25 protein-coding genes are annotated in these 20161 nt (G+C 72.3%); 16 read left to right on the forward strand and 9 right to left on the reverse strand.

Annotated elements, in window-relative coordinates; genetic code table 11:
• Positions 1-132: 132 nt before the first annotated feature.
• From COGEMETH_RS07295 to COGEMETH_RS07310, 4 genes are all read right to left on the reverse strand, one after another.
• Positions 133-600: an SRPBCC family protein gene (locus COGEMETH_RS07295; protein ID WP_238181946.1), complete on the reverse strand. Its 468-nt coding sequence runs from the start codon at positions 598-600 to the stop codon at positions 133-135.
• A 35-nt stretch (positions 601-635) separates the two neighbouring features.
• Positions 636-1052: a VOC family protein gene (locus tag COGEMETH_RS07300; protein WP_238181947.1), complete on the reverse strand. Its 417-nt coding sequence runs from the start codon at positions 1050-1052 to the stop codon at positions 636-638.
• Between the two features lie 86 nt (positions 1053-1138).
• Positions 1139-2404 carry an RNA polymerase sigma factor gene (locus COGEMETH_RS07305; protein WP_238181948.1) on the reverse strand — a complete coding sequence of 422 codons (1266 nt, stop codon included), beginning with the start codon at positions 2402-2404 and terminating at the stop codon, positions 1139-1141.
• On the reverse strand, positions 2401-2790 hold the full coding sequence (locus tag COGEMETH_RS07310) for a YciI family protein (protein ID WP_238181949.1): 390 nt from the start codon (positions 2788-2790) through the stop codon (positions 2401-2403). Before COGEMETH_RS07310 ends, COGEMETH_RS07305 begins: the two co-directional genes overlap by 4 nt.
• 114 nt (positions 2791-2904) lie before the next feature.
• Between COGEMETH_RS07310 and COGEMETH_RS07315 the strand changes: the two genes are divergently transcribed.
• The 4 genes from COGEMETH_RS07315 to COGEMETH_RS07330 all read left to right on the forward strand — a co-directional run bounded on the left by COGEMETH_RS07315 (position 2905) and on the right by COGEMETH_RS07330 (position 6531).
• On the forward strand, positions 2905-3948 hold the full coding sequence (locus COGEMETH_RS07315; RefSeq protein WP_238181950.1) for a sensor histidine kinase: 1044 nt from the start codon (positions 2905-2907) through the stop codon (positions 3946-3948).
• Positions 3945-4532 (forward strand): response regulator transcription factor, encoded by a 588-nt coding sequence (locus COGEMETH_RS07320; protein WP_238181951.1) that lies wholly within the window; start codon positions 3945-3947, stop codon positions 4530-4532. Before COGEMETH_RS07315 ends, COGEMETH_RS07320 begins: the two co-directional genes overlap by 4 nt.
• A 110-nt stretch (positions 4533-4642) precedes the next feature.
• Complete coding sequence (locus COGEMETH_RS07325) at positions 4643-5755, forward strand: 2OG-Fe(II) oxygenase (protein WP_238181952.1); 1113 nt, start codon at positions 4643-4645, stop codon at positions 5753-5755.
• 98 nt (positions 5756-5853) lie between these two features.
• Positions 5854-6531, forward strand: a complete 678-nt coding sequence (locus COGEMETH_RS07330; protein ID WP_238181953.1) for an AprI/Inh family metalloprotease inhibitor — start codon at positions 5854-5856, stop codon at positions 6529-6531.
• Between the two features lie 86 nt (positions 6532-6617).
• Here COGEMETH_RS07330 and COGEMETH_RS07335 read toward each other — a convergent pair whose 3' ends face one another.
• Together COGEMETH_RS07335 and COGEMETH_RS07340 are read right to left on the reverse strand one after the other, a co-directional pair.
• Entirely contained in the window at positions 6618-7598 is a 981-nt protein-coding gene (locus COGEMETH_RS07335) for a M48 family metallopeptidase (RefSeq protein ID WP_306421729.1), read from the reverse strand.
• A 16-nt stretch (positions 7599-7614) separates the two neighbouring features.
• Positions 7615-8172, reverse strand: a complete 558-nt coding sequence (locus COGEMETH_RS07340; protein WP_238181954.1) for a LemA family protein — start codon at positions 8170-8172, stop codon at positions 7615-7617.
• 182 nt (positions 8173-8354) lie between these two features.
• On the opposite strand from COGEMETH_RS07340, the gene COGEMETH_RS07345 reads away from it, so the two are divergent.
• From COGEMETH_RS07345 to COGEMETH_RS07360, 4 genes are all read left to right on the forward strand, one after another.
• Positions 8355-8636, forward strand: coding sequence for a hypothetical protein (locus COGEMETH_RS07345; RefSeq protein ID WP_238181955.1), 282 nt, complete (start codon positions 8355-8357; stop codon positions 8634-8636).
• A gap of 416 nt (positions 8637-9052) precedes the next feature.
• The gene (locus tag COGEMETH_RS07350) at positions 9053-9238 is read left to right on the forward strand and encodes a hypothetical protein (RefSeq protein ID WP_238181956.1); all 186 of its coding nucleotides are present in this window, start codon (positions 9053-9055) and stop codon (positions 9236-9238) included.
• A 13-nt stretch (positions 9239-9251) separates the two neighbouring features.
• Positions 9252-9599 (forward strand): hypothetical protein, encoded by a 348-nt coding sequence (locus COGEMETH_RS07355; protein ID WP_238181970.1) that lies wholly within the window; start codon positions 9252-9254, stop codon positions 9597-9599.
• A 98-nt stretch (positions 9600-9697) separates the two neighbouring features.
• Entirely contained in the window at positions 9698-9952 is a 255-nt protein-coding gene (locus COGEMETH_RS07360; RefSeq protein ID WP_238181957.1) for a hypothetical protein, read from the forward strand.
• A gap of 16 nt (positions 9953-9968) precedes the next feature.
• On the opposite strand, the gene COGEMETH_RS07365 is transcribed toward COGEMETH_RS07360, so the two are convergent.
• The 3 genes from COGEMETH_RS07365 to COGEMETH_RS07375 are packed head-to-tail and all read right to left on the reverse strand — an operon-like array spanning position 9969 to position 12516.
• Positions 9969-10727: an ABC transporter ATP-binding protein gene (locus COGEMETH_RS07365; protein WP_238181958.1), complete on the reverse strand. Its 759-nt coding sequence runs from the start codon at positions 10725-10727 to the stop codon at positions 9969-9971.
• Positions 10728-11480: an ABC transporter permease gene (locus tag COGEMETH_RS07370; protein ID WP_238181959.1), complete on the reverse strand. Its 753-nt coding sequence runs from the start codon at positions 11478-11480 to the stop codon at positions 10728-10730.
• A 16-nt stretch (positions 11481-11496) separates the two neighbouring features.
• Positions 11497-12516 carry an ABC transporter substrate-binding protein gene (locus COGEMETH_RS07375; RefSeq protein WP_238181960.1) on the reverse strand — a complete coding sequence of 340 codons (1020 nt, stop codon included), beginning with the start codon at positions 12514-12516 and terminating at the stop codon, positions 11497-11499.
• Between the two features lie 421 nt (positions 12517-12937).
• Between COGEMETH_RS07375 and COGEMETH_RS07380 the strand changes: the two genes are divergently transcribed.
• The 8 genes from COGEMETH_RS07380 to COGEMETH_RS07415 all read left to right on the forward strand — a co-directional run.
• On the forward strand, positions 12938-13102 hold the full coding sequence (locus COGEMETH_RS07380; protein WP_238181961.1) for a hypothetical protein: 165 nt from the start codon (positions 12938-12940) through the stop codon (positions 13100-13102).
• A gap of 166 nt (positions 13103-13268) precedes the next feature.
• On the forward strand, positions 13269-13679 hold the full coding sequence (locus COGEMETH_RS07385; protein WP_238181962.1) for a DUF3597 domain-containing protein: 411 nt from the start codon (positions 13269-13271) through the stop codon (positions 13677-13679).
• A gap of 200 nt (positions 13680-13879) precedes the next feature.
• The gene (locus COGEMETH_RS07390) at positions 13880-15127 is read left to right on the forward strand and encodes an Hsp70 family protein (protein WP_238181963.1); all 1248 of its coding nucleotides are present in this window, start codon (positions 13880-13882) and stop codon (positions 15125-15127) included.
• Positions 15128-15368: 241 nt separating this feature from the next.
• Positions 15369-16835 (forward strand): RluA family pseudouridine synthase, encoded by a 1467-nt coding sequence (locus COGEMETH_RS07395; RefSeq protein WP_238181964.1) that lies wholly within the window; start codon positions 15369-15371, stop codon positions 16833-16835.
• Between the two features lie 188 nt (positions 16836-17023).
• Positions 17024-17410 carry a hypothetical protein gene (locus tag COGEMETH_RS07400; RefSeq protein WP_238181965.1) on the forward strand — a complete coding sequence of 129 codons (387 nt, stop codon included), beginning with the start codon at positions 17024-17026 and terminating at the stop codon, positions 17408-17410.
• Positions 17411-17432: 22 nt separating this feature from the next.
• Positions 17433-18113: an HAD-IA family hydrolase gene (locus COGEMETH_RS07405; protein WP_238181966.1), complete on the forward strand. Its 681-nt coding sequence runs from the start codon at positions 17433-17435 to the stop codon at positions 18111-18113.
• 39 nt (positions 18114-18152) lie between these two features.
• Complete coding sequence (locus tag COGEMETH_RS07410; RefSeq protein WP_373875327.1) at positions 18153-18947, forward strand: ATP12 family chaperone protein; 795 nt, start codon at positions 18153-18155, stop codon at positions 18945-18947.
• Positions 18948-19072: 125 nt separating this feature from the next.
• Positions 19073-20161, forward strand: a 1089-nt coding sequence (locus tag COGEMETH_RS07415; RefSeq protein WP_238181968.1) for an acyl-CoA carboxylase subunit beta, incomplete at its 3' end; no start/stop codon positions are given.

The raw sequence follows: 20161 nt of genomic DNA on the forward strand, positions 1-20161 counted from the left end.
TCACATCCGACTTATCGCGTCATGACCGCGATAAGTCGGATGTGAAACCTCTGGTTCCAGGCGAAAGGCCAGAGGCTACTCCCTACCCATCGCGGACTTTCGAGGCGGGTACCGAGCGGCAAATGTCCACCATTAGAGGGTGGCGACGAGTTCCGTGAGCTGGTCGGCGCAGCGGCCCCAGCCCTCGTGAAACCCCATCGCCTCGTGGGCGGCGCGGTCGGCCTCCGTCCAGTGGCGCACGCGGGCGGTGTAGCGGGTGCCGCCTTCCGCCTCCTCGAAGGTGAGGATCAGCGTCATGAACGGCTTCTGCGACGGCTCCCAGGCGCGGACGTAGGCGTCGGTGACGACGAGGCGCTCGTTCTCCACCACCTCCAGGTAGACGCCGTGGTTGGGGAAGGTGTTGCCCTGGGGGTCCTGCATCACCACCCGGTTGGCGCCGCCCGGCCGCACGTCGAGCTCGGCCTCCGGCACGGTGTAGGGCTTGGGGGCGAACCATCGCTTGAGTAGGGCCGGGTCGGTCCAGGCCCGGTAGAGCTTGTCCCGCGAGGCGGGGATGAGGCGGGTGAGGACGAGGTCGCGCTCGGGCGTATCGGTGCTCATGACGGTCTCCGGATGTGCAGGGTCTGGGTCGCGGCTCAGGCTGTCTGCTGGTTCATGGCCCAGAGCACACCGAAGGGGTCGCGGAGCTGGCAGTAGCGGGCCCCCCAGAACATCTCGGTGGGCGGCATCACGGCCGTGGCACCCGCCGCGATCGCCCGGCTCCACCACGCGTCGATGTCGTCCACGTGCAGCGTCATGGTGAAGGCCTGCGGCGTCTGCAGGGGGTGGCCGTGCTCGGGGAAGGCGTCGGCCAGCATCAGCGAACTGCCGTTGACGTAGAGGTGGACGTGCATGGTCCGGCCCTTCTCGTCGGGCGGGTAGGCGGCCGCGGTCTCGGCCCCGAAGGCGCGGGCGTAGAATTCGGCGGCCTTCAGGGCGCCGTCCAGGGCGAGGTAGGCGCAGAGGCCGCCCTTCACGGTGACGGCGCCGGGCTGGGTCTCGGTGGTGCTCATGACGATCCTCTCGCGTGGGCCTCTTGCGGGCGCGTCCCCAGGACGCACGAAGGCGGGGCCGTCCGACAAGGGGCCGCAGAAAAATTTCAGCCGGCCGGCGCCGTCCCCGCCTGCGTCAGGCGGTCGAGATGCATGCGGATGTGGGCGGCCTCCGCCGCGGTGCCGGCCAGGGCGATCGCCCGGTCCATCGCCTCGCGCGCCTCCATGCTCCGGCCGAGCTGCATCAGGAAGGCGCCCCTCAGGCCGTGGAAATGGAAGTAGCCCGAGAGCGGTGCGGCCAGGGGCTCGATCATGGCCAGGCCCGCGGCGGGCCCGCGGACCTTGCCCACCGCCACCGCCCGGTTGAGGCTGACCACCGGGGAGGGCTGGAGCCGCTCCAGCACGGCGTAGAGGGCGTCGATCCCGGCCCAGTCGGTGTCCGCGGGCCGCAGGGCGCGGGCGTGGAGGGCGGCGACCGCCCCCTGGACCTGATAGGGGCCGGGCCGGCGGTGGCGCATCGCCTTGTCGACCAGCGCCAGCCCCTCCGCGATCATGCGCCCGTCCCACAGGGCCCGGTCCTGGTCGTCCAGCAGCACGATCTCGCCGGCCGCGTCGAACCGGGCCGGCGAGCGCGCGTGCTGGAGCAGCATCAGGGCGGCAAGCCCCATCACCTCGGGATCGGTGCCGAACAGGCGCAGCAGCAGGCGGCCCAGGCGGATCGCCTCGCCGCAGAGCTCCGCCCGCTCCGAGCCGGTGCCGGCCGAGTAGCCCGCGTTGAACACGAGGTAGACCATGGCCGAGACGGCGGTGAGCCGCTCCGCCCGCTCGACGGCGCCCGGCGCCTCGAAGGGCACGCCGCCCCTGGCGATGCGGGCCTTGGCGCGGGTGATGCGCTGCTCCATCGCCGCCTCGCTCACCAGGAAGGCGCGGGCGATGCGGGGCACGGTGAGCCCGGAGACGATGCGGAGCGCCAGCGCGATCTGCTGGGTCGCCGGCAGGTCCGGGTGGCAGCAGATGAAGAGCAGGCGCAGGACGTCGTCGCGGTACTGCGCGCCGTCGAGCCGCTCGGCGAGCGGCGCCTCGGCGTCCTCCAGGTCGGAGAGCGCCGCATCCTCCGGGAGCGGCGCCTCGCGGGCGGCGCGCCGTACGCGGTCGAGGCCGGCGTTTCGGCCGACGAGGATCAGCCAGGCGGTGGGGTCGCGCGGGGGCCCGGTGCGGGGCCAGGTCCGCAGGGCCCGCAGGGTCGCCTCCTGCAAGGCCTCCTCGGCGTCGTCGAGATCGCGGAAATAGCGCAGCAGGGCGGCCAGGGCCTGCGGCCGGGCGGCCTGGATCGCCGAGGCGATCCAGGCGGCGTCGGGGGCGGCCTCGCTCATGCGGCCGCCGCCCCTTGCGCGATCCGCGGGTCCGGGTTGTAGAGCAGGACCGGGCGCAGCTCGTAGGCGCCGCCGGGATTGGCGGCGGCGAGGTCGCGGGCGATGGCCAGCGCCTCGTCGAGGTCGGCCACGTCGACGACGTAGAAGCCGAGCAGCTGCTCCTTGGTCTCGGCGAAGGGCCCGTCGATGACGAGGGGCTCCCCGTGCGTCTTGCGCAAGGTCGTGGCCGCCGTGGTGGGGAGAAGGCGCAGGCTCGGCCCGAGCTGGTTCCGGGCGACGAGGCGTTCGTGCACGCTGCCGAGGCAGGCCATCACGGAGGCGTCCTCGGCCTGGCTCCAGCCGGTGACGACGTCCTCGTCCTTGTAGCACAGGATGGCGTAGAGCATGGTCTCTCCTTCCGCTTCCAGCCTTCCTCGTCCAGGACGCGCGCCGATGCCCGCATCCGACAGGCCGTCCCGACATCTTTCGCACGCCCCGCGCGGGCCGCGGAACCCGCGCCGGTGACGGTCTCGCGCCCCGCCCCGATCCGGGGCTGGATCTCGGCCGGCGGCCTGATCCTGGCGGTGTTCTGCGCGGACCTGGCGACCTCGGCCGACAACGTCTCGATCTGCTTCGCCTACACCCTGCCGATCCTGCTGGGCGTCTATACCGGCCCCGGCAGCGCCTACCGGCTGGCCGGCGCCTGCGCCCTCGCGTCGCTGGCCGGCTGCTTCGTGCGGCCGCCCGACGACGGCATCGCCGTCAGCTTCGTGGCCAACCGGCTGATCGCGGTGACGGCGCAGTGGCTGGTGGCCTTCGTGATCGAGCAGCGCCGCCGCAACCGCGCCGTGGTCGAGGCGCATCTGGCGGGCGAGCGCCGCAAGGCCGAGACGGGGCGCCGCTTCGTGCAGATCCTGACCCACGAGATCGTCACGGCGCTCACCTCGATCGACGGGCAGAGCTACCGCCTCGCCAAGCTCGCCGGCGGCATCGCGCCCGCCGACATCGTGGCGCGCACGGACAAGATCCGTCAGGCCGTGGCCCGCCTCGACGCCCTGGTCGGGCGCATCCGCCTGGCGGCCGAGGTGGGGCAGGGGGACATCGCGCTCACCCGCGAACCCATCGCGGCCGGCCCCCTGCTGGCGCCGCTGCCCGCCGAGCACGAGGGCAGCCGCGTCGCGGTCGCGGTGGACCTGCCCGAGCCCGCCCTCCACGGCGACCGGGACCTGATCTATCAGGCGGTCTCGAACCTCGTGTCCAACGCCGTGAAGTATTCGCCCCGGCCGGCCGAGGTCTCCGTCACCGTCTCCCGCTCCGATCTCCTCGACGGGGCCGTGATCGCGGTGGCCGACCGTGGGATCGGCATCCCGGGCGAGGAGGTGGATCAGGTGTTCGAGCCCTATTACCGCGCCCGCAACAGCGGCGGCATCCGCGGCATCGGCATCGGCCTCCATCTCGTCCGGCACTTCGCCGAGGCGCATGGGGGCACGGTGCGGATCGAGGCCAGGCCGGGGGGCGGCACGATCGTGCGCCTCCACCTGCCCGCGGACGGGGGCGGGGCATGAGGCGCCGCATCCTCTGCGTCGAGGACGACGAGGCGATCGCCGAACTGGTGCACGAGGTCCTGACCGAGGCGGGCTTCGCCGTGGATCTGGCCGCCAGCGGCCCGGAGGGCCTCGCGAAGGCCGGCGACAGGCCGGACGCCGTGATCTGCGACATCGACCTGCCGGGGCTCGGCGGCCTCGACCTGCTGCGCAGCGTGCGCGAGGCGGGCGCGCAGGTGCCCTTCATCGTGCTCACCGCCTTCGGCGAGCGCGGCAACCAGATCGAGGCGCGGCGCCTGGGCTGCGACGACTTCGTCACCAAGCCCGTCGACTTCGAGCTGCTGCTGGCCGTGCTGCACAACGTCCTCCAGCGCAGCCCGCACGCCGCCCGGCCGGAGGCGGCCGGCGTGCGCCTGACGGAGCGGGAGCGGGAGATCGTGACCTGGGTCGCCAGGGGCAAGTCGTCGGCCGACATCGCGGCCATCGTCGGCATCAGCGAGCGGACCGTGAACTTCCACGTCGACCGGGTGATGCGCAAGCTCGCGGTCTCGACGCGGATGCAGGCGGCCATCGCCTGCATCCGGCTCGGGCTGATCGCCGCATGAGGCCGGACTGTCAGGGTTGACAGTTGGCAGGGCCCGGCCCCGCTCCTAGCCAAGCGTCACCGTACGCGGCACGGCGATCCCCGCCCGAGGTACGGGCGAGGCAGGCTTCAATGACGGCGATCCGCTCCGCCGGGACGTTCCCGGCGCTCGTGCCCGGCGACCCGTTTCCCCAGATGGCGCCGCGCATCCAGGGGCGCGCGAAATTCGCGATCGACACCCTGGCCGGGCGCTACATCGTGCTGTGCTTCCACGGCTCGGCCGCAGACCCGCGGGGACGCGCCGCCCTCGACGCCCTCGCGCGGCACCGGGCCGCCTTCGACGACGTGCGCGCCAGCGCCTTCGCCGTCAGCGTCGACCCGGCCGACGCGGCCGAGGGGCGGGTCGCGGACGAGGCAAAGGGCCTGCGCTTCGTCCTCGACTTCGACGGCGCGGTGAGCCGGCGCTGCGGCGCCGTCCCGGCCGAGGCGGCCGGCGACGGACCCAGGCCGTTCCGGCAGTTCTGGCTGGTGGTCGACCCGACCCTGCACGTGCTGGCGACCTTCCCCTTCGCGGATGCGGCCGGAACGGACGCGCACGAGGCGGTCTTCGCCTTCCTCGACGGCCTGCCGCCGCCCGCCCGCTACGGCGGCTTCGAGATCCCGGCGCCGGTGCTGATCCTGCCCAACGTGTTCGAGCCGGACCTCTGCCGCCACCTGATCGGCCTCTACGACGCCGAGGCGCGGGGGCAGAGCGGCATCATGCGCGCGGGCGCGGGCGTGATCGACGGGAGCTTCAAGCGCCGCCGGGACTACGTGGTCGAGGACGAGGACCTGCTGCGCGAGATCCAGATCCGCACCCACCGCCGGGTCATCCCCGAGATCAACCGGCTGTTCTTCATGCGGATCACGCGGATGGAGCGCTACATCGTCGGCTGCTACGCGGCCGAGGACGGCGGCCATTTCTCCGCGCACCGGGACAACACCCAGGACATCACCGCGCACCGGCGCTTCGCCGTCTCGATCAACCTGAGCGGCGACTTCGAGGGCGGGGCGGTCAGCTTCCCGGAATACAACGCCCGCGGCTACAAGGCGCCGCCGGGCTGGGCCGTGGTGTTCCCGGCCAACATCCTGCACGCGGTCGGCCGCGTCACCGCCGGCCGGCGCTACGCCTTCCTGCCCTTCGTCTACGACGATGCCGGGGCCGGCATCCGCGCGCGCCAGGAGGCGCAGGCCAGCGCCGCCTGAGACCGGACGCGCCGGACGCGCCAGCCCATCGCATCTGTCGGCCGGCCGGGAGACGCCGTATCGTCGCGGGCAGCCCTCAACGATTCGCGGCGGTGGCGATGCGCTCCCGGTTCCTCGCCCTCGTCCTGATCCTGGCCGCCCCCGGCGCGCGGGCCGAGCCCGTGCCGGACTTCGTCAAGGACAGCCTCGGCTCGTGGCTCGCCGTCACCGACGACGGCAAGCCCGGCTGCCGCATCACCCTGGAGGCGGGGAGCACCATCGGCGGCCGCATCGCCCGGCCCGAGCCCGCATGCGCCGCACGCCTGCCGCGGCTCTCCGAGGCCACCGCCTGGACCTACGAGCGCGGCGTCCGGCTCCACGACGCCACGCGCCGGATCATCGCGCGCTTCGAGGAGGACGAGACCACCCTCCTGAAGACCCGCGGCGACGAGGTGCCGGCGACCCTGCTGGTGCGGGCCAGGCCCGGTGTCGAGCGCGCGCCCTTCGCGCCGGACCTCTACGGCACCTGGGCGATGCGCCGGCCGGACGGGCCGACCCTGTGCGAGGTGACGCTCCGCAGGACGCCGCCGCCGGGTGGCGAGGAGAGCTTCGCCCTGACGCCGGGCCCCGCCTGCGACCCGGCCGTGGCCCGCCTCAAGCTCGCGTCCTGGCGCGTGGAGGATTTCGCGCTGATGCTCTACGGCACGGACGGGGCCTCCCTGCGCTTCGAGCCGGGGCCGGAGGGCTACGACAAGGCGGAGGGCGGCAAGCCCCTGCGGCTCGTGCGCCTGCGCTGAGTCAGCAGCCTGCCCGTCCGCCCGCGGCCTCCCGGCCGGCAGCAGGATGCCGATCTCCGCAGGAGGCCGGCAAGACCCCGGTCGCGTCAGGCCGGCAGCGGCGCGTGCCCGCCCGCGTAGCGCGTCAGCGCGGCGATGCGGTCGTCGATAGAGGGATGGGTCGCGAACAGGTCGAAGAAGCCCGAGCGCGGGTTGTCGACGCACAGTTCCATCACGCCGGAGGGCGCGCGGGCGAGCTCGCCGCGCCCGGCGATCTTGAGGAGCGCGGTGATCATCGCGTCCGGGTTCTTCGTGAGTTCGACGGCGCCCGCATCCGCCACGTATTCCCGCGACCGCGACAGGCCGAAGCGGATGAGCTGCGACAACAGCCAGACCGTCACGATCAGGGCAGCCCCGATCAGGACGGCCGGCATTGCGCCGCCCTTGTCGCGCCGGGACTCGCCCCTGCCTTGGAAGGCGCCGCGGAAGAGGAGTTCGGCCGCGAAGGCGAAGATGCCGGCGATCACCACCGCGATCATCATCGTGCGCACGTCGTCGTTGCGGATATGGGTCAGCTCGTGGGCGAGCACCGCCTCCATCTCGCGGGAATCCAGGGCCTGCATCAGGCCGGTCGTCACGGTGATGGCGTATTGCCGCGGGTTCAGGCCGGTGGCGAAGGCGTTGAGCGCCGGGTCGTCGGCGACGTGGAGCGCCGGCATCGGCAGCCCGCGGGCGATGCAGAGATTCTCCAGCAGGCGGTGGAGGTCCGGCGCCTCGGCGCGACTCACGGCACGCGCGCCGACCGTGCGGTCGATCAGGCCCTGGTGGAAGCGGTAGGCGATCAGGAGCCAGAGGAAGGCCGCCGCCGACGCCAGGGGCCCGAGCCAGAGCATGTCGGCGGCCGCCGCGCGCAGGTAGCTGCCGAGGACCGGCGGCATCCCCGCCGGCAGGTGCGCCCCCGTGCCGCGCACGACCAGTGCGATCCCGAAGGCCAGGACCAGCACGAGGCCGAACAGGCCGGCCACCAGCACCCGCGAGCGGATCTCGTTGGCGCGGATATGGGTGTAGAGGCCGTAGGCGCGCAGCATCGCGGCCGGGCGGACGTCAGAACTTCACCGCGGGCGGCGCGTCGAGCCGTGCCCGCTCCGGCGCGCCGACGTCGAAGAAGGCCTGCGGACGGAACCCCGCCGGGCCGGCGAAGAATGCGGCCGGGATCGCGGCGATGGCGGCGTTGTACTCGGCGACCGCGTTGTTGAAGAAGCGCCGCGCGGCCGCGAGCTTGTTCTCGATGTCGGACAACTCGCCCTGGAGAGCCTGGAAGTTGCCGTTGGCCTTCAGGTCCGGATAGGCCTCGGCGAGGCCGATCAGCCGGCCCAACGAGGCCTGGAGCACGCCTTCGCTGGCCGCCTGCTCACTCGGCCCCTGGGCGCCCACGGCCCCGTTGCGGGCTCGGACCACGGCCTCCAGCACGTCGCGCTCGTGGCCGGCATAGCCCTTCACGGTCTCGACCAGGTTCGGGATCAGGTCGTTGCGCTGCTTGAGCTGCACGTCCACGTCGCCGAACGCCTGGGACACCCGCTGCCGCAGGGCGACGAGGCCGTTGTAGCTCACGACGAACCAGAGGAGCACGGCCACGACCGCGCCGACGAGCAGCCATTTCATGAGGACACTCCGAGCCCTGCGCAACGACGAATCGCGGTGCGCCGTACCGCCACGCTCTTACCACGAGCCCGCGCGGGCGCCTTAAGAGGTCGGTAACCATGCCGGCCGACAACCGCCCTCCGCGGCACCGGCCCCGAATCGGGGCGCGATGCCGAATCTCCGTCAGATCCCAGGGCAGCCCGATGGAACCCGGTTACGCGATCGCGCTCTGCCTCGAATGCGCCGGCGCCCTGACCTTCGCCACCGCCCTCCGCATACGGCGCACGGAGCGCCGGGAGCGGGCCTCGGCCCTGCGGCGCGGCCTGGGATCGGGGGGAGCGCGCGCACGGACGCCGCGCGCGATTCCCCTGGCGCCGGGACCGGCCGCCGCCGCACCCGCCGGACCGTCGGACGCACGGCTCGCCCTGCGCCGGGCGTTCGGGATGGCAGATCGCGAGACGGGCCTCAGCGCAGCAGGGCGCTGAGGCCGCTGCCGCACAGGACCACGAAGGTCAGCGACAGGATGAACTTCAGGTCTTCGATCTTCGTGCGCATGACGATTCCGGATGATGGCTCGACGGCTGGCCCGCCCGATCTGCGGCCTGTTCTAAGGATCGCGCGTTTCATCCATATTGCGTGAGTCGTTTCATCCTCCGTTCAGGGATTGTCGGCCGTTTCCATCGATCGCCCTTGACGAAACCTTCCGGCGGACCGCCATCGATGCCGCGACGTTAACCCTGCCGGGTGCCCTCGGGAGAGTCCCGGGGCCGGTCGCGATTTCCGGAATCCGACCGGAGCGGTTCCGGCCCAGCCGCGTTCACGCAGGCAGCGTCGCCATCCAGACACGGGTCGACACGGCCTGCACCGGCGCCGGCCGCCGCGTCCCTGGAGTCCTTATTCAATGCGCAACCTCCTCCTCCTGCTCATCACGCTCGCCGCCGGGTTCGTCCTCGTCGGCATGTACGTCGCCCCCGGCCAGCCGGCCCTGCGCGCGTGGTATCGTGACAATGCCTGCGTGCACCTCGACAAGATCAGCCCGCAGATCTGCGCGCCCGTCCGGCAGGCCGATGGTACGCAGCGGACCTGAGCCGCAGGGCCCCCTGCGCCGGGCCGTCGACTGGGCCTTTCGCGATCGGCGGACCGGGGCGATCACCATCGGCCAGTGGCCCAACCTGCCGCTCTGGCTGTTCCTGGGCCTGACGGCACTCGCATGGGCGGCCGGGGGCCTCGGTGACCCGTCGGGTGCTGCGATCGCGATCCTGCGCATCGCGGCACGCCTCTGCCTCGCGTGGTGGGCCCTCGACGAGGTGCTGCGCGGCGTCAATCCCTGGCGGCGCTTCCTCGGTGGGGTCGTGCTTGCCGGCCAGGCGATCCTGCTCGTCGCGGCCTGGGATCCCGGCGGCTGGCAGAACGTTTCGGTTGCATACGCAATCCGAACGGTTGCATAGGCAACCGAATTCCGTGAAGAATGCCGTGCGTGCGAGCTTGCGCCGACCGGTGCGAAGTGGTCGCGTGCGTATGCACGCGATTGGGGCTGAAGAAGACGATGACCGATGCAGGCGGCCTCACCTCGATGCTGGACGGCGGATATCGGCCGGACCGCACGCGCCTCCTGCGGCGAATCGCGGACGTCGTCGGCCTGCCGGTCTCGGCGTTCGAGACCGATCGGGTCGACGTCGGCCGGTCGGCCGGCGCGTCCCTGGCCGAGTGCGACGCCCTGATCGCGGCCTTCCTGCGCATCGACGACCCAAAGGCCAGGCGCCGCTGCCTCGACATGGTCCGGGCGGCGGCGCAGGGCTGAGGGACCCGGGCAGGGCTCAGAGTTCCGCCGAGCGCCGCGACAGTTCCGCCCGCAACTGTCGGGCGATCGCCTGGAGCGCATCGTCGCGCCGCTTGCGGGGGCGGGGCAGGTCGATGCGGACCTCGGCCGCGACCCGGCCGGGCTTGCCCGCCAGGACCACGACCCGGTCGGCCAGCGTCACCGCCTCGTCGATGTCGTGGGTGACGAACACCACCGTCTTGCCGGTCTGCGCGGTGATCCGCTGCAGCTCGTCCTGGAGGCCCTCGCGGGTGAAGCTGTCCAGCGCTGAGAACGGCTCGTCCATCAGCAGCACGTCGGGCTCGACGGCCAGCGCCCGGGCGATGGCCACGCGCTGGCGCTGGCCGCCGGAGAGCTGGTGGGGCCAGCGGCCGGCCAGATCCGCGAGGCCGACCAGGGCCAGGCCCTTTCGGGCCTCGGCCCGCCGCTCGGCCTTCGACAGGCCGCCGCCCTCCAGGCCGAAGGCGACGTTGTCGACCACCCGCCGCCAGGGCAGCAGGCGCGCGTCCTGGAAGACCAGGGCCATCGGCGTGCGGCAGCCGGGCCGGGCCGCGACCCGGACCGTGCCGGAACTCGGGCGCGCCAGGCCGATCAGGACCCGCAGCAGGGTCGACTTGCCGACGCCGGATTCGCCGACGATCACCAGCACCTCGCCCCGGGCGACGGTCAGGTCGAGGCCGGCGAGGATGACGGTGCGGGCCTCGCCCTGCCCGTAGGCGAGGCCGAGGTCGCGGAATTCGATGACGGGCTCGGACATTCAGGGGCGCCAGCGCAGGAGCCGGCCCTGGAGGGCGACGAAGGCGGAATCGAACAGGCCGTAGAGGGCGGCCATGGTCAGCATGTAGACCACGACGATGTCGGTGGAAAGCAGGCTCGAGGCCTGCATCATGCGCTGGCCCACGCCCGGCACCCCGAAGATCTCGGCGGCCACCACGGCCATCCAGGCCTGGCCGAGCGCCGTGCGCAGGCCCACCAGGATGCCGGGCGTGGCCGCCGGCAGCAGGATCTTGGTGAGCCGGGCCAGCGGCGAGCGGAAGCCGAAGGCCTGGGCCACCTCGATCAGGTCCCGGTCCACGCCGCGCACCGCCCCTTGGGTCGCGAAGAACACGATCCAGAACACACCGATGGCGATGATGAAGACGGCCGCCGACGGCTGGACCCCGAACCAGATGATGGCGAAGGGCACCCAGGCCAGCCCCGGGATCGGGCGCAGCAGGCGCACGACCCAGGCGGTGACCGCCTCGAAGGGGCGCGACATGCCGCTGACCAGCCCCAGCCCGATCCCCGCGCCCGCGCCGACGCCGAGGCCCACCACGTAGTGGCTGAGGCTCGAGGCGACGGCCAGGGGCCAGACGCCGAGGGCGACCTCGCGCAGGAAGGCGGCGGGGATGGTGCTCGGCGGCGGCAGGAAGGCCGGGTCGACCAGCCCCAGCCGGGGCATCGCCTCCCAGAACAGCAGGAAGGCCGCGAGCCCGGCGGCCGCCAGCAGCGTCGAACGGACGAGGTTCATGGTGCGGGAGCCGCGGTCAGCGCGCGACGGCCTTCTCGTAGAAGCCCGGCACGAACAGGCCGTCGATCGGCACGTCCCTGTCCAGGGTGCCGATGCTGACCTGGTAGGTCTGCATCTTCTTCGTCGCCTCGACGATGGCGCGCGGGTCGGCGGTGAACTTGGCGGCCGGCGAGGACAGGGCCTTGCGGATGGTGGCGAGGTCCGTGATGCCCTTGCCCAGGGCCTGCTCGACGGCGGGCGCCGCGCGGGCCGGATCGGACTTCAGCAGGTCCACCGCCTTGACGACCGCGTTCACCAGCCCCTGGACCGCGGCCGGGTTCCTGTCGGCGAAGGCCCCGAACACGGCCACCACCGTGCCGGGCTGGTCGGGGAACATCTCCCCTCCTGTGGCCACGAGCGTCATGGCGGGGTTGCGCATCTGTACGATGGTGAGCGCCGGCTCGCGGATCGAGGCGCCGTCGACGGCGCCCGCGAGCAGCGCCTGCTGGGTCGCGTCGATGCCCATGGAGACGACCTCCGCGTTCGGCTTGTCGGCCTTGGCCACCTGCCAGAGCCAGTGCTGGAGGGTGGTGTTGGGCACCGAGCCCGGCGGCTGGGTGGCGAGCCGCGCCGCGCGGCCCTCCTTGTCCCGGAACGCCTTGAACGCGGCCGCCTTGTCCGTGCCGGCGGCGAAGTAGGGGGCGAGCTTGGGGCCGGCCACGAACACCATCTCCTCGACCGCGGTGGAGGCCACCACGCGCACGTCGATGTTCTTGGTGCGGGCGACCGCCAGCGGCGCGATGCCGGCCACGTAGACGTCGATCGTGCCCGAGGCCAGCGCCTGGATCATGTTCGGCCCGGACTCGAAGGTGGTGAAGGTCGGCGTCAGCCCCGCATCCTTGAGCCAGCCCTCGCTGCCGGCCACGAAGATCGGCGCGGCGCCGATCACCGGGATCACGCCGATGCGCACCGGCGTCTGCGCGAGGGCGGCGCCGGCCGAGAGCAGGGCGGCGGCGGCGGCCGCGATGAAGGTCCTGAACGGGTGGGCCGCGCGCATCGTCATGTCCGGTCGGAGGAAGGAGCCGTCCCCATGCCATAGCTTTCGCGAACTGCAAATCTTGCCCGGGCGCGGCGAGCCGGCATGGCGAGGAACCGCCGCACGCGGCACCTGAAATCATCGATGGCAGACGAGGACGAGGATACTCGTTACGCGGCGCCTCTATTCAATGTCATGGAAATTCTATCGAGAGTCGTGATTTACGGCCGAATACACATCCCGGCCGGTATCCGCGATAGTTCTCGTCTATATCACAAACAAGAATTTTGTTTCGCATAAATGCCGTTTCTTAGGATACGCAACCTGAGATTGATTGATTTTCCAGGATATTTTTCGACATGGTCCGGATAGACGCTCGATTTCTGCGCGAAATTCAGTACGGACATGACCCGATGACAGGCATGAACACAGCGGAATGATCGTGGCGACGAGTTTCGGCTGCCTCGCCGCCGGCGTGGCGCTCGCGACCCTGGCGCTGGGCGATCCGGAGCGGGCGCCGCGTCTGGAGCGCTGGAGCGGCCTGTGCGTCATCGCCGGACTCTGCCTGCTCGGCTTCGCCCTCCATGCCGGACACCTCGTGGACTGAGCGCCGTGTCCCGAGCGTCCCGCCGGCCCGATCGTCGCGGCGGGGCGGAACACCGGCTGCATGCGGTCCGTTGATTGGCCACCGCGGCCCAAGCCCGCGGCAAGAACCCGACCAGCCCGCGGCACGAACGACCGAGCCGCGGCAACGACCCTCAAGGAGTCCCGCCATGAGCCTTCTCGGCAGCATCGTCAGCAAGATCCTGCACCCCTTCGGCGGAGGCACCTCGGAGGCCGCGCCGTCGTCGACATCGTCCGGCGGATCGGCCGATGCCGGCGGATCGAGCAACCCCGCCTCCACGGCCACGACCGGCACCGGCGGTCAGGTCGACGTCGAGCAGGTGCTCACCGACATGGCCGCGAAGAATGGCCAGACCCTCAACTGGCGCACCTCCATCGTGGACCTGATGAAGCTCCTCGACCTCGATTCGAGCCTCACGGCCCGCAAGCAGCTCGCCGACGAGCTGCACTACACGGGCGACAAGGAGGATTCGGCGACCATGAACGTCTGGCTGCACAAGCAGGTGGTCAAGAAGCTCGAAGAGAACGGCGGCAAGGTCCCGGCCGACCTCAAGGACTGATTTTCTCGACCCTATCCCCGGACCGTCGCGGTCCGGGCGGAGGCCGGCGGATTTCGATCCGCCGGCCTTTTTCGTGCGCGGCTCCGCCTTGCGTCTCGCAGGCTCGCAGGGCCGGCCCGCGTCCGGGGCGGCTGGACCGGGCGGCCCCGAGCCTGTAGGGCACCCGCCCCCGATCCCGGACATTCTGGCGGAACCACCCGATGGCGGCCTGCGGCCTCGATTTCGGCACGTCGAACACGACGCTGGGCCGCCTCACGGCCGGCGGCCCGCGGCTCGTGGCCGTCGAGGGCGGGCACGTCACGATCCCGAGCGCGATCTTCTTCGAGCCCGGCCGCGAGGCCGTGATCGGGCGGGCGGCGACGCAGGCCTACGTCGAGGGGGCGCCGGGCCGGCTGATGCGCAGCCTCAAGTCGGTGCTGGGCTCGGGGCTGATCGAGGAGACCACCCCGGTCGGGCGCGAGCGCCTGCGCTTCCGCGACGTGATCGGCCGCTACCTCGCCGCGGTGAAGGCGCGTGCCGAGGCCGACGGGGGCGAGAACCTCGACACGGTGGTGCACGGGCGCCCGGTCCACTTCGTGGACGGCGACGCCGCGGGCGACCGCCGGGCCGAGGACACCCTGCGCGCGATCGCCGAAGGCGTCGGCTTCCGCCACGTCTCGTTCCAGTACGAGCCGATCGCGGCCGCCCTCGACCACGAGCGCAGCGTGCGCAGCGAGGAGATCGCCCTGATCGCCGACATCGGCGGCGGCACCTCGGACTTCTCGATCGTCCGCCTCTCTCCCGAGCGCCATGCCCGCGCCGACCGGGCCGGCGACATCCTGGCCAACGACGGCGTGCGCATCGGCGGCACCGACTTCGACCGCCTGCTCAGCCTCGGCACGGTGATGCCCCGGCTCGGCCTCGGCAGCCCGATGAAGCGGGACGACCTTTCCGTACCCAACGCCTATTTCCACGACCTGGCCACCTGGTCGAGCATCAACCGGCTCTACAACCCGCGCACCCTGCGGGAGATCGAAGAGATCGAGCGCGATTGCGCCCGGCCCGACCTGATCGGGCGGCTGCGTACCGTGGTCGAGGCCGAGCGCGGGCATGCGCTGGCCACCGCCGTCGAGGCGGCCAAGATCGCCGCCTCCGAGACCGGCGCGTCCGTGCTCGACCTCGGGCTCGCCGAGGCGGGCCTTTCCGCGCGGGTGGACCGGGACAGCCTGCTGGCCCAGACCGGGGACCTCGCCCGGCGCATCGCCGCGCGGGTCGGCAACTGCCTCGCGCAGGCCGGGCTTCGGGCGGAGGCGATCGACGCCCTGTTCCTCACCGGCGGCTCGACCGGGCTGCCGCACGTGCGCGCCGCCCTGGTGGGGAGCCTGCCCGGCGCCCGGGTGGTCGAGGGCGACACCTTCGGCTCGGTCGGGATCGGGCTGACGATCGAGGCGGCCCGGCGCGCGGCCTGAGCCCAGGGCAATCGTTCGGTGCCGCCTTGACGGCGTCCGGGCGCGAAAAGCGCCACGCAGAGCGGGTTTTCCGGGACTTCCGTCTCGGAAGACACAGAGCGGAGCGAAGCCTGAGCCCGCGGATGCGGGCGCCGGCGAGTGAGGCCCGGGAAGCAAACCAGGGCAAGGGCGTCCGAGCGATTGCCCTGACCCGCGTGCGCGCGAATTGTCGCCGTCCGCGCAGGGTGATAGCAGCGGCGGCATGACAGGAAAGCCACCACCCCGCGGCGGCGCCGGAAAAGGCGCCGGGAGCCGTGGCGCCAGCCGCGGACCGAGGCCCGGCGGCCCCGGCAAGCCCGGATTCGGCAAGGCGTCGTTCGGCAAGGCTCCGTTCGGCCGCCCGGAGCGGGCGCGGACCGGCCCGCGCACCAGCGCCCTCGACGCCGCCCATCGCGCCGCCGGGCTGCGGGGCGAGGACGCGGCCGAGCGCTCGCCCTGGGGTTCGACGCAAGGGGGATCTGCGCAAGGGGAATCGGCGCAGGAGAGCCGCGAGGCGCCCCCTGTCCGGGAGCGGGCGCCGCGGGCGCCCAAGGCCGGCCTCAAGCCGGCCTTCAGGTCCGATCCCTCCCGCCCGGGCCATAATCCGGCCGCGCGCGGCAAGGCCCCCCCGCCGCCGCCGCTGGAGGGACCGACCCGGCGCGAGCAACGCGCGGCGGCCTCCGCCACCCTGGCCTCCGGGGTGCAGACCCTGACCGTCGAGGCCGACGAGGCCGGCATGCGGATCGACCGCTTCCTGACCACGCGCTTCCCCCAGCTTCCCTTCGCGCGGGTGCAGAGCATCGTGCGCAAGGGCGAGTTGCGCGTCGACGGCAAGCGGGCCAAGCCCAACGACCGGCTGGAGCCGGGATCGAGCGTGCGGGTGCCCCCGCTCAAGCTCGACCAGCCGGCCGAGCGCCCGCGCAGCCCGTTACGCGACCGGGACGACGCCGATTTCATCCGCTCGCTGATCCTCTACGAGGACGCGGACATGATGGTCCTGAACAAGCCCTTCGGCCTCGCGGTCCAGGGCGGTTCGGGCACCGTGCGCCACGTCGACGGCCTGCTGGAGGCGCTCACGGGACCGGACGGGCAGAAGCCCCGCCTCGTCCACCGCCTGGACAAGGACACGGCCGGCTGCCTCATCGTCGCCAAGACGCGGCTGGCGGCGGCCACGCTCGCCAAGAGCTTCCGCTCGCGGGCGGCCCGCAAGATCTACTGGGCGCTCAGCGCGGGCGTGCCGCGGCTGCGCCAGGGCCGGGTCTCGACCTACCTCGCCAAGGAGGAGCCGACCGACGCGGATGCCCGCATGCGCGTGGCCAAGCACGGCGACGAGGGCGCGACCCACGCCCTGACCTATTACGCGATGGTCGACCAGGCGGCGCAGAAGCTGTCCTGGCTCTCGTTCAAGCCGGTCACCGGGCGCACGCACCAGCTGCGGGCGCACGCGGCCCATATCGGCCACCCGATCGTCGGCGACCCGAAATACTTCGACGTGGAGAACTGGGCCCTGCCCGGCGGCATCCAGAACCGCCTGCACCTGCTCGCCCGCCGCATCGTGATCCCGCACCCGCGCACCGGCCACCCGGTCGACGTCAGCGCGCCGCTGCCGCCGCACATGGCGCAGAGCTGGAACCTCCTGGGCTTCGACGCCGCCCGCTACGACCCGATCGTCGACGCGCCGGAATCCTGAGGCGCGCGGCCGATGCGGAACCGGCAGGCTCCCGCGCGTTCGTGAGCGGCAACCGGAGCCGGGTGTCGCCCGGCCTCCGGCCTGCGTCTTGGCAAGCGCCGTGCAAGGCTCATATTCTCGACGCGTCCCGCTGCCGGCGGATCGCGAGACGCGCCGGCGACGGCGCCTTCGGTTGAGGTCCTGTCCGAATGAAGCTTGCGACGATGGCCTGCCTCGCCGCCCTCAGCCTGATCGCGCCGACGTGCCTCGCGGCGCGGGGCGCGGCCGTGCCGCAGGACGCGCCCGCCCCGGCCGCCGCCAAGCCGGCGCCCCAGCCCGCAGCCCAGCCGAACGGCGAGCCCCAGGCCACCGCGGCCACGCCACGCGCGGCCGCCCCCGGCACCCGCGCCGAGCGCCGCCGCCGGTCCTACGCCGCCTGCAACCGCGCCTCGCACCAGCGCTCCTTACGCGGCGGCAAGCGCCGCCGCTTCCTGATCCGCTGCCGGCTCGGCTACGAGCGGACCCGGCTGCCGCAGGCCGTCCAGCCCGGCGCGCCGCCCCAGCCCGCCGCCAACCCGCCGGCACGCCGGCCATGAGGCGGTGTAACCGCATCCCCACGTGAAGCTCGTCGTCTTCGACGTCGACGGCACGCTGATCGACAGCCAGCACCTCATCGTCGCGGCCCAGGCCACGGCCTTCGCCGAGCACGGCATGCCGGCCCCGAGCCGGGCCGAGGCGCTGTCCGTCGTCGGGCTGTCCCTGCCGCAGGCGTTCCGGCGGCTCGTGGGCGAGGACGGGCCGATCGCGACCCTGGCGGAGAGCTACAAGCGCGCCTTCCAGGGCCTGCGCCGCGACCCGACCTACGAGGAGCCGCTGTTTCCCGGCATGGGCGACCTGGTCGCGCGCCTCCACGCGCGGCCGGACGTGCGGCTGGCCATCGCCACCGGCAAGTCGCGGCGCGGCGTCGAGCACCTGATCGAGGTCCATGGCTGGGACGGCTGGTTTGCCACCACCCAGACCGCCGACGACGCCCCCTCGAAGCCCGACCCGGCCATGCTCATCCAGGCCATGGACGAGGCGGGCGTCGGGCCGGACTCGACGATGATGATCGGCGACACCACCTTCGACATGGCGATGGCGGTGGCCGCCGGCGTCGCCGCGATCGGCGTCGCCTGGGGCTATCACCCCCCCGGCGCCCTCTACGGGGCGGGCGCGGTCACGGTGGTCGAGACCGCCACCGCCCTGGGCGACCTGTTTTCGGGGCAGGCCGGGCGCGGAGGCGCTGCCGGCGGGGCCTGAGGCTCGCGCGCCGGGCGGCGATGTCCTATCTGCATGGACATGAGCGACGACATCACCGGCACCTGGCTCGGCGAGCCCGGCGACACCCCGCGGCCCGATCCGACGCGGGCCGCCAGAGGCCACGGCAAGCCCGTGCTGCCCAAGCGGTTCTACAAGGAGGCGGGCCTCGCGGAGGAGGCAGGCGGCTATCGCCTGACGCTCGATGGCAAACCCGCTCACACGCCGGCCCGTAACCCCTTGCGCGTACTCAGTCGGGCGCTGGCGGAGCGGGTGGCCACGGAGTGGGCAAAGCAAAAAGAGCTCATCGACCCGGCCGCGATGCCTCTGACGCGCCTGGTCAACACGGCCATCGACGGCGTGGCCCCACGCCGGGCGGCCGTGGCCGGAGACCTGTTCGCCTATGCCGGCACCGACCTCGTCGCCTACCGCGCCGGCTCCCCCGACAGGCTCGTGGCGGCGCAAGGAGCGGCCTGGGACCCCGTCCTCGACTGGGCGCGTGAGACCTTCGGCGCACGCCTGATCCTCAGCGAGGGCGTGATGCATGTGGCGCAGCCCGCGGCGTCCGTGCGGGCGATCGAGGCGGCGGTCTCGGCGGTCCAGGACCCGTTCCGGCTGGCCGCGCTCCACACCCTTACGACGCTCTCCGGCTCCCTATTGATCGCGCTCGCCGTGCTGCACGGGCGGCTGACGCCTGCGGAGGGCTGGGAGGCGGCCCACGTGGACGAGACCTATCAGGCCGCCGTGTGGGGACGGGACGCGGAAGCCGACGCCCGGTTGGCGCTGCGCCGGATCGAGTTCGAGGCCGCCGCCGAAGTGGCGGCGCTCAGCCTGTAGAACCCCCGTTTTCGCGGGCGAAACCTTCGTGCTAAGGGGCCGGCATCGCCGACGGTCAAGCTGCCCCGCACGCTCGCCCGAGACGGCCCGGACCGCACGTCTTCTCCAGCCCTGAGGCGCATCCCATGAAGGACATTCTCGAGAAGCTCGAGGAGCGGCGCGCGCAGGCCCGCCTCGGCGGCGGTGAGAAGCGCGTGGACGCCCAGCACAAACGTGGCAAGCTCACCGCGCGCGAACGCATCGAACTCCTCCTCGACCACGGGTCGTTCGAGGAGTTCGACATGTTCGTGCAGCACCGCTCCACCGATTTCGGCATGGAGAAGCAGAAGATCCCCGGCGACGGCGTCGTCACCGGCTGGGGCACGGTGAACGGCCGCACCGTATTTTTGTTTTCGAAGGACTTCACGGTGTTCGGGGGCTCGCTTTCCGAGGCCCACGCGCAAAAAATCGTAAAAGTTCAGGACATGGCGCTGAAGATGCGCGCCCCGATCATCGGCATTTTCGACGCCGGCGGGGCGCGTATCCAGGAGGGCGTGGCCGCGCTCGGCGGCTACGGCGAGGTGTTCCGCCGCAACGTGATGGCTTCTGGCGTGATACCGCAGATCTCGGTGATCATGGGGCCGTGCGCAGGCGGCGACGTCTACTCGCCGGCCATGACCGACTTCATCTTCATGGTGCGCGACACGAGCTACATGTTCGTCACCGGCCCCGACGTGGTGAAGACCGTCACCAACGAGGTCGTGACCGCGGAGGAGCTCGGCGGCGCCAAGGTCCACACCACCAAGTCCTCGATCGCCGACGGCTCCTTCGAGAACGACGTGGAGGCGATCCTCCAGATCCGCCGCCTGCTCGACTTCCTGCCCGCCAACAACATCGACGGCGTGCCCGAGATCGAGAGCTTCGACGACCCCTTGCGCCTCGACAAGTCGCTGGACACCCTGATCCCGGACAACCCCAACACCCCCTACGACATGGGCGAGCTGATCCGCCGGGTGGTCGACGAGGGCGACTTCTTCGAGATCCAGGGGGCCTACGCCCGTAACATCATGACCGGCTTCGGCCGGATCGAGGGCCGCACGGTGGGGTTCGTGGCCAACCAGCCGATGGTGCTGGCCGGCGTCCTCGATTCCGACGCCTCGCGCAAGGCCGCGCGCTTCGTGCGCTTCTGCAACGCGTTCTCCATCCCGATCGTGACCTTCGTGGACGTGCCGGGC

This window comes from Methylobacterium trifolii, assembly GCF_022179685.1.
GTDB classification, from domain to species: Bacteria; Pseudomonadota; Alphaproteobacteria; order Rhizobiales; family Beijerinckiaceae; genus Methylobacterium; species Methylobacterium trifolii.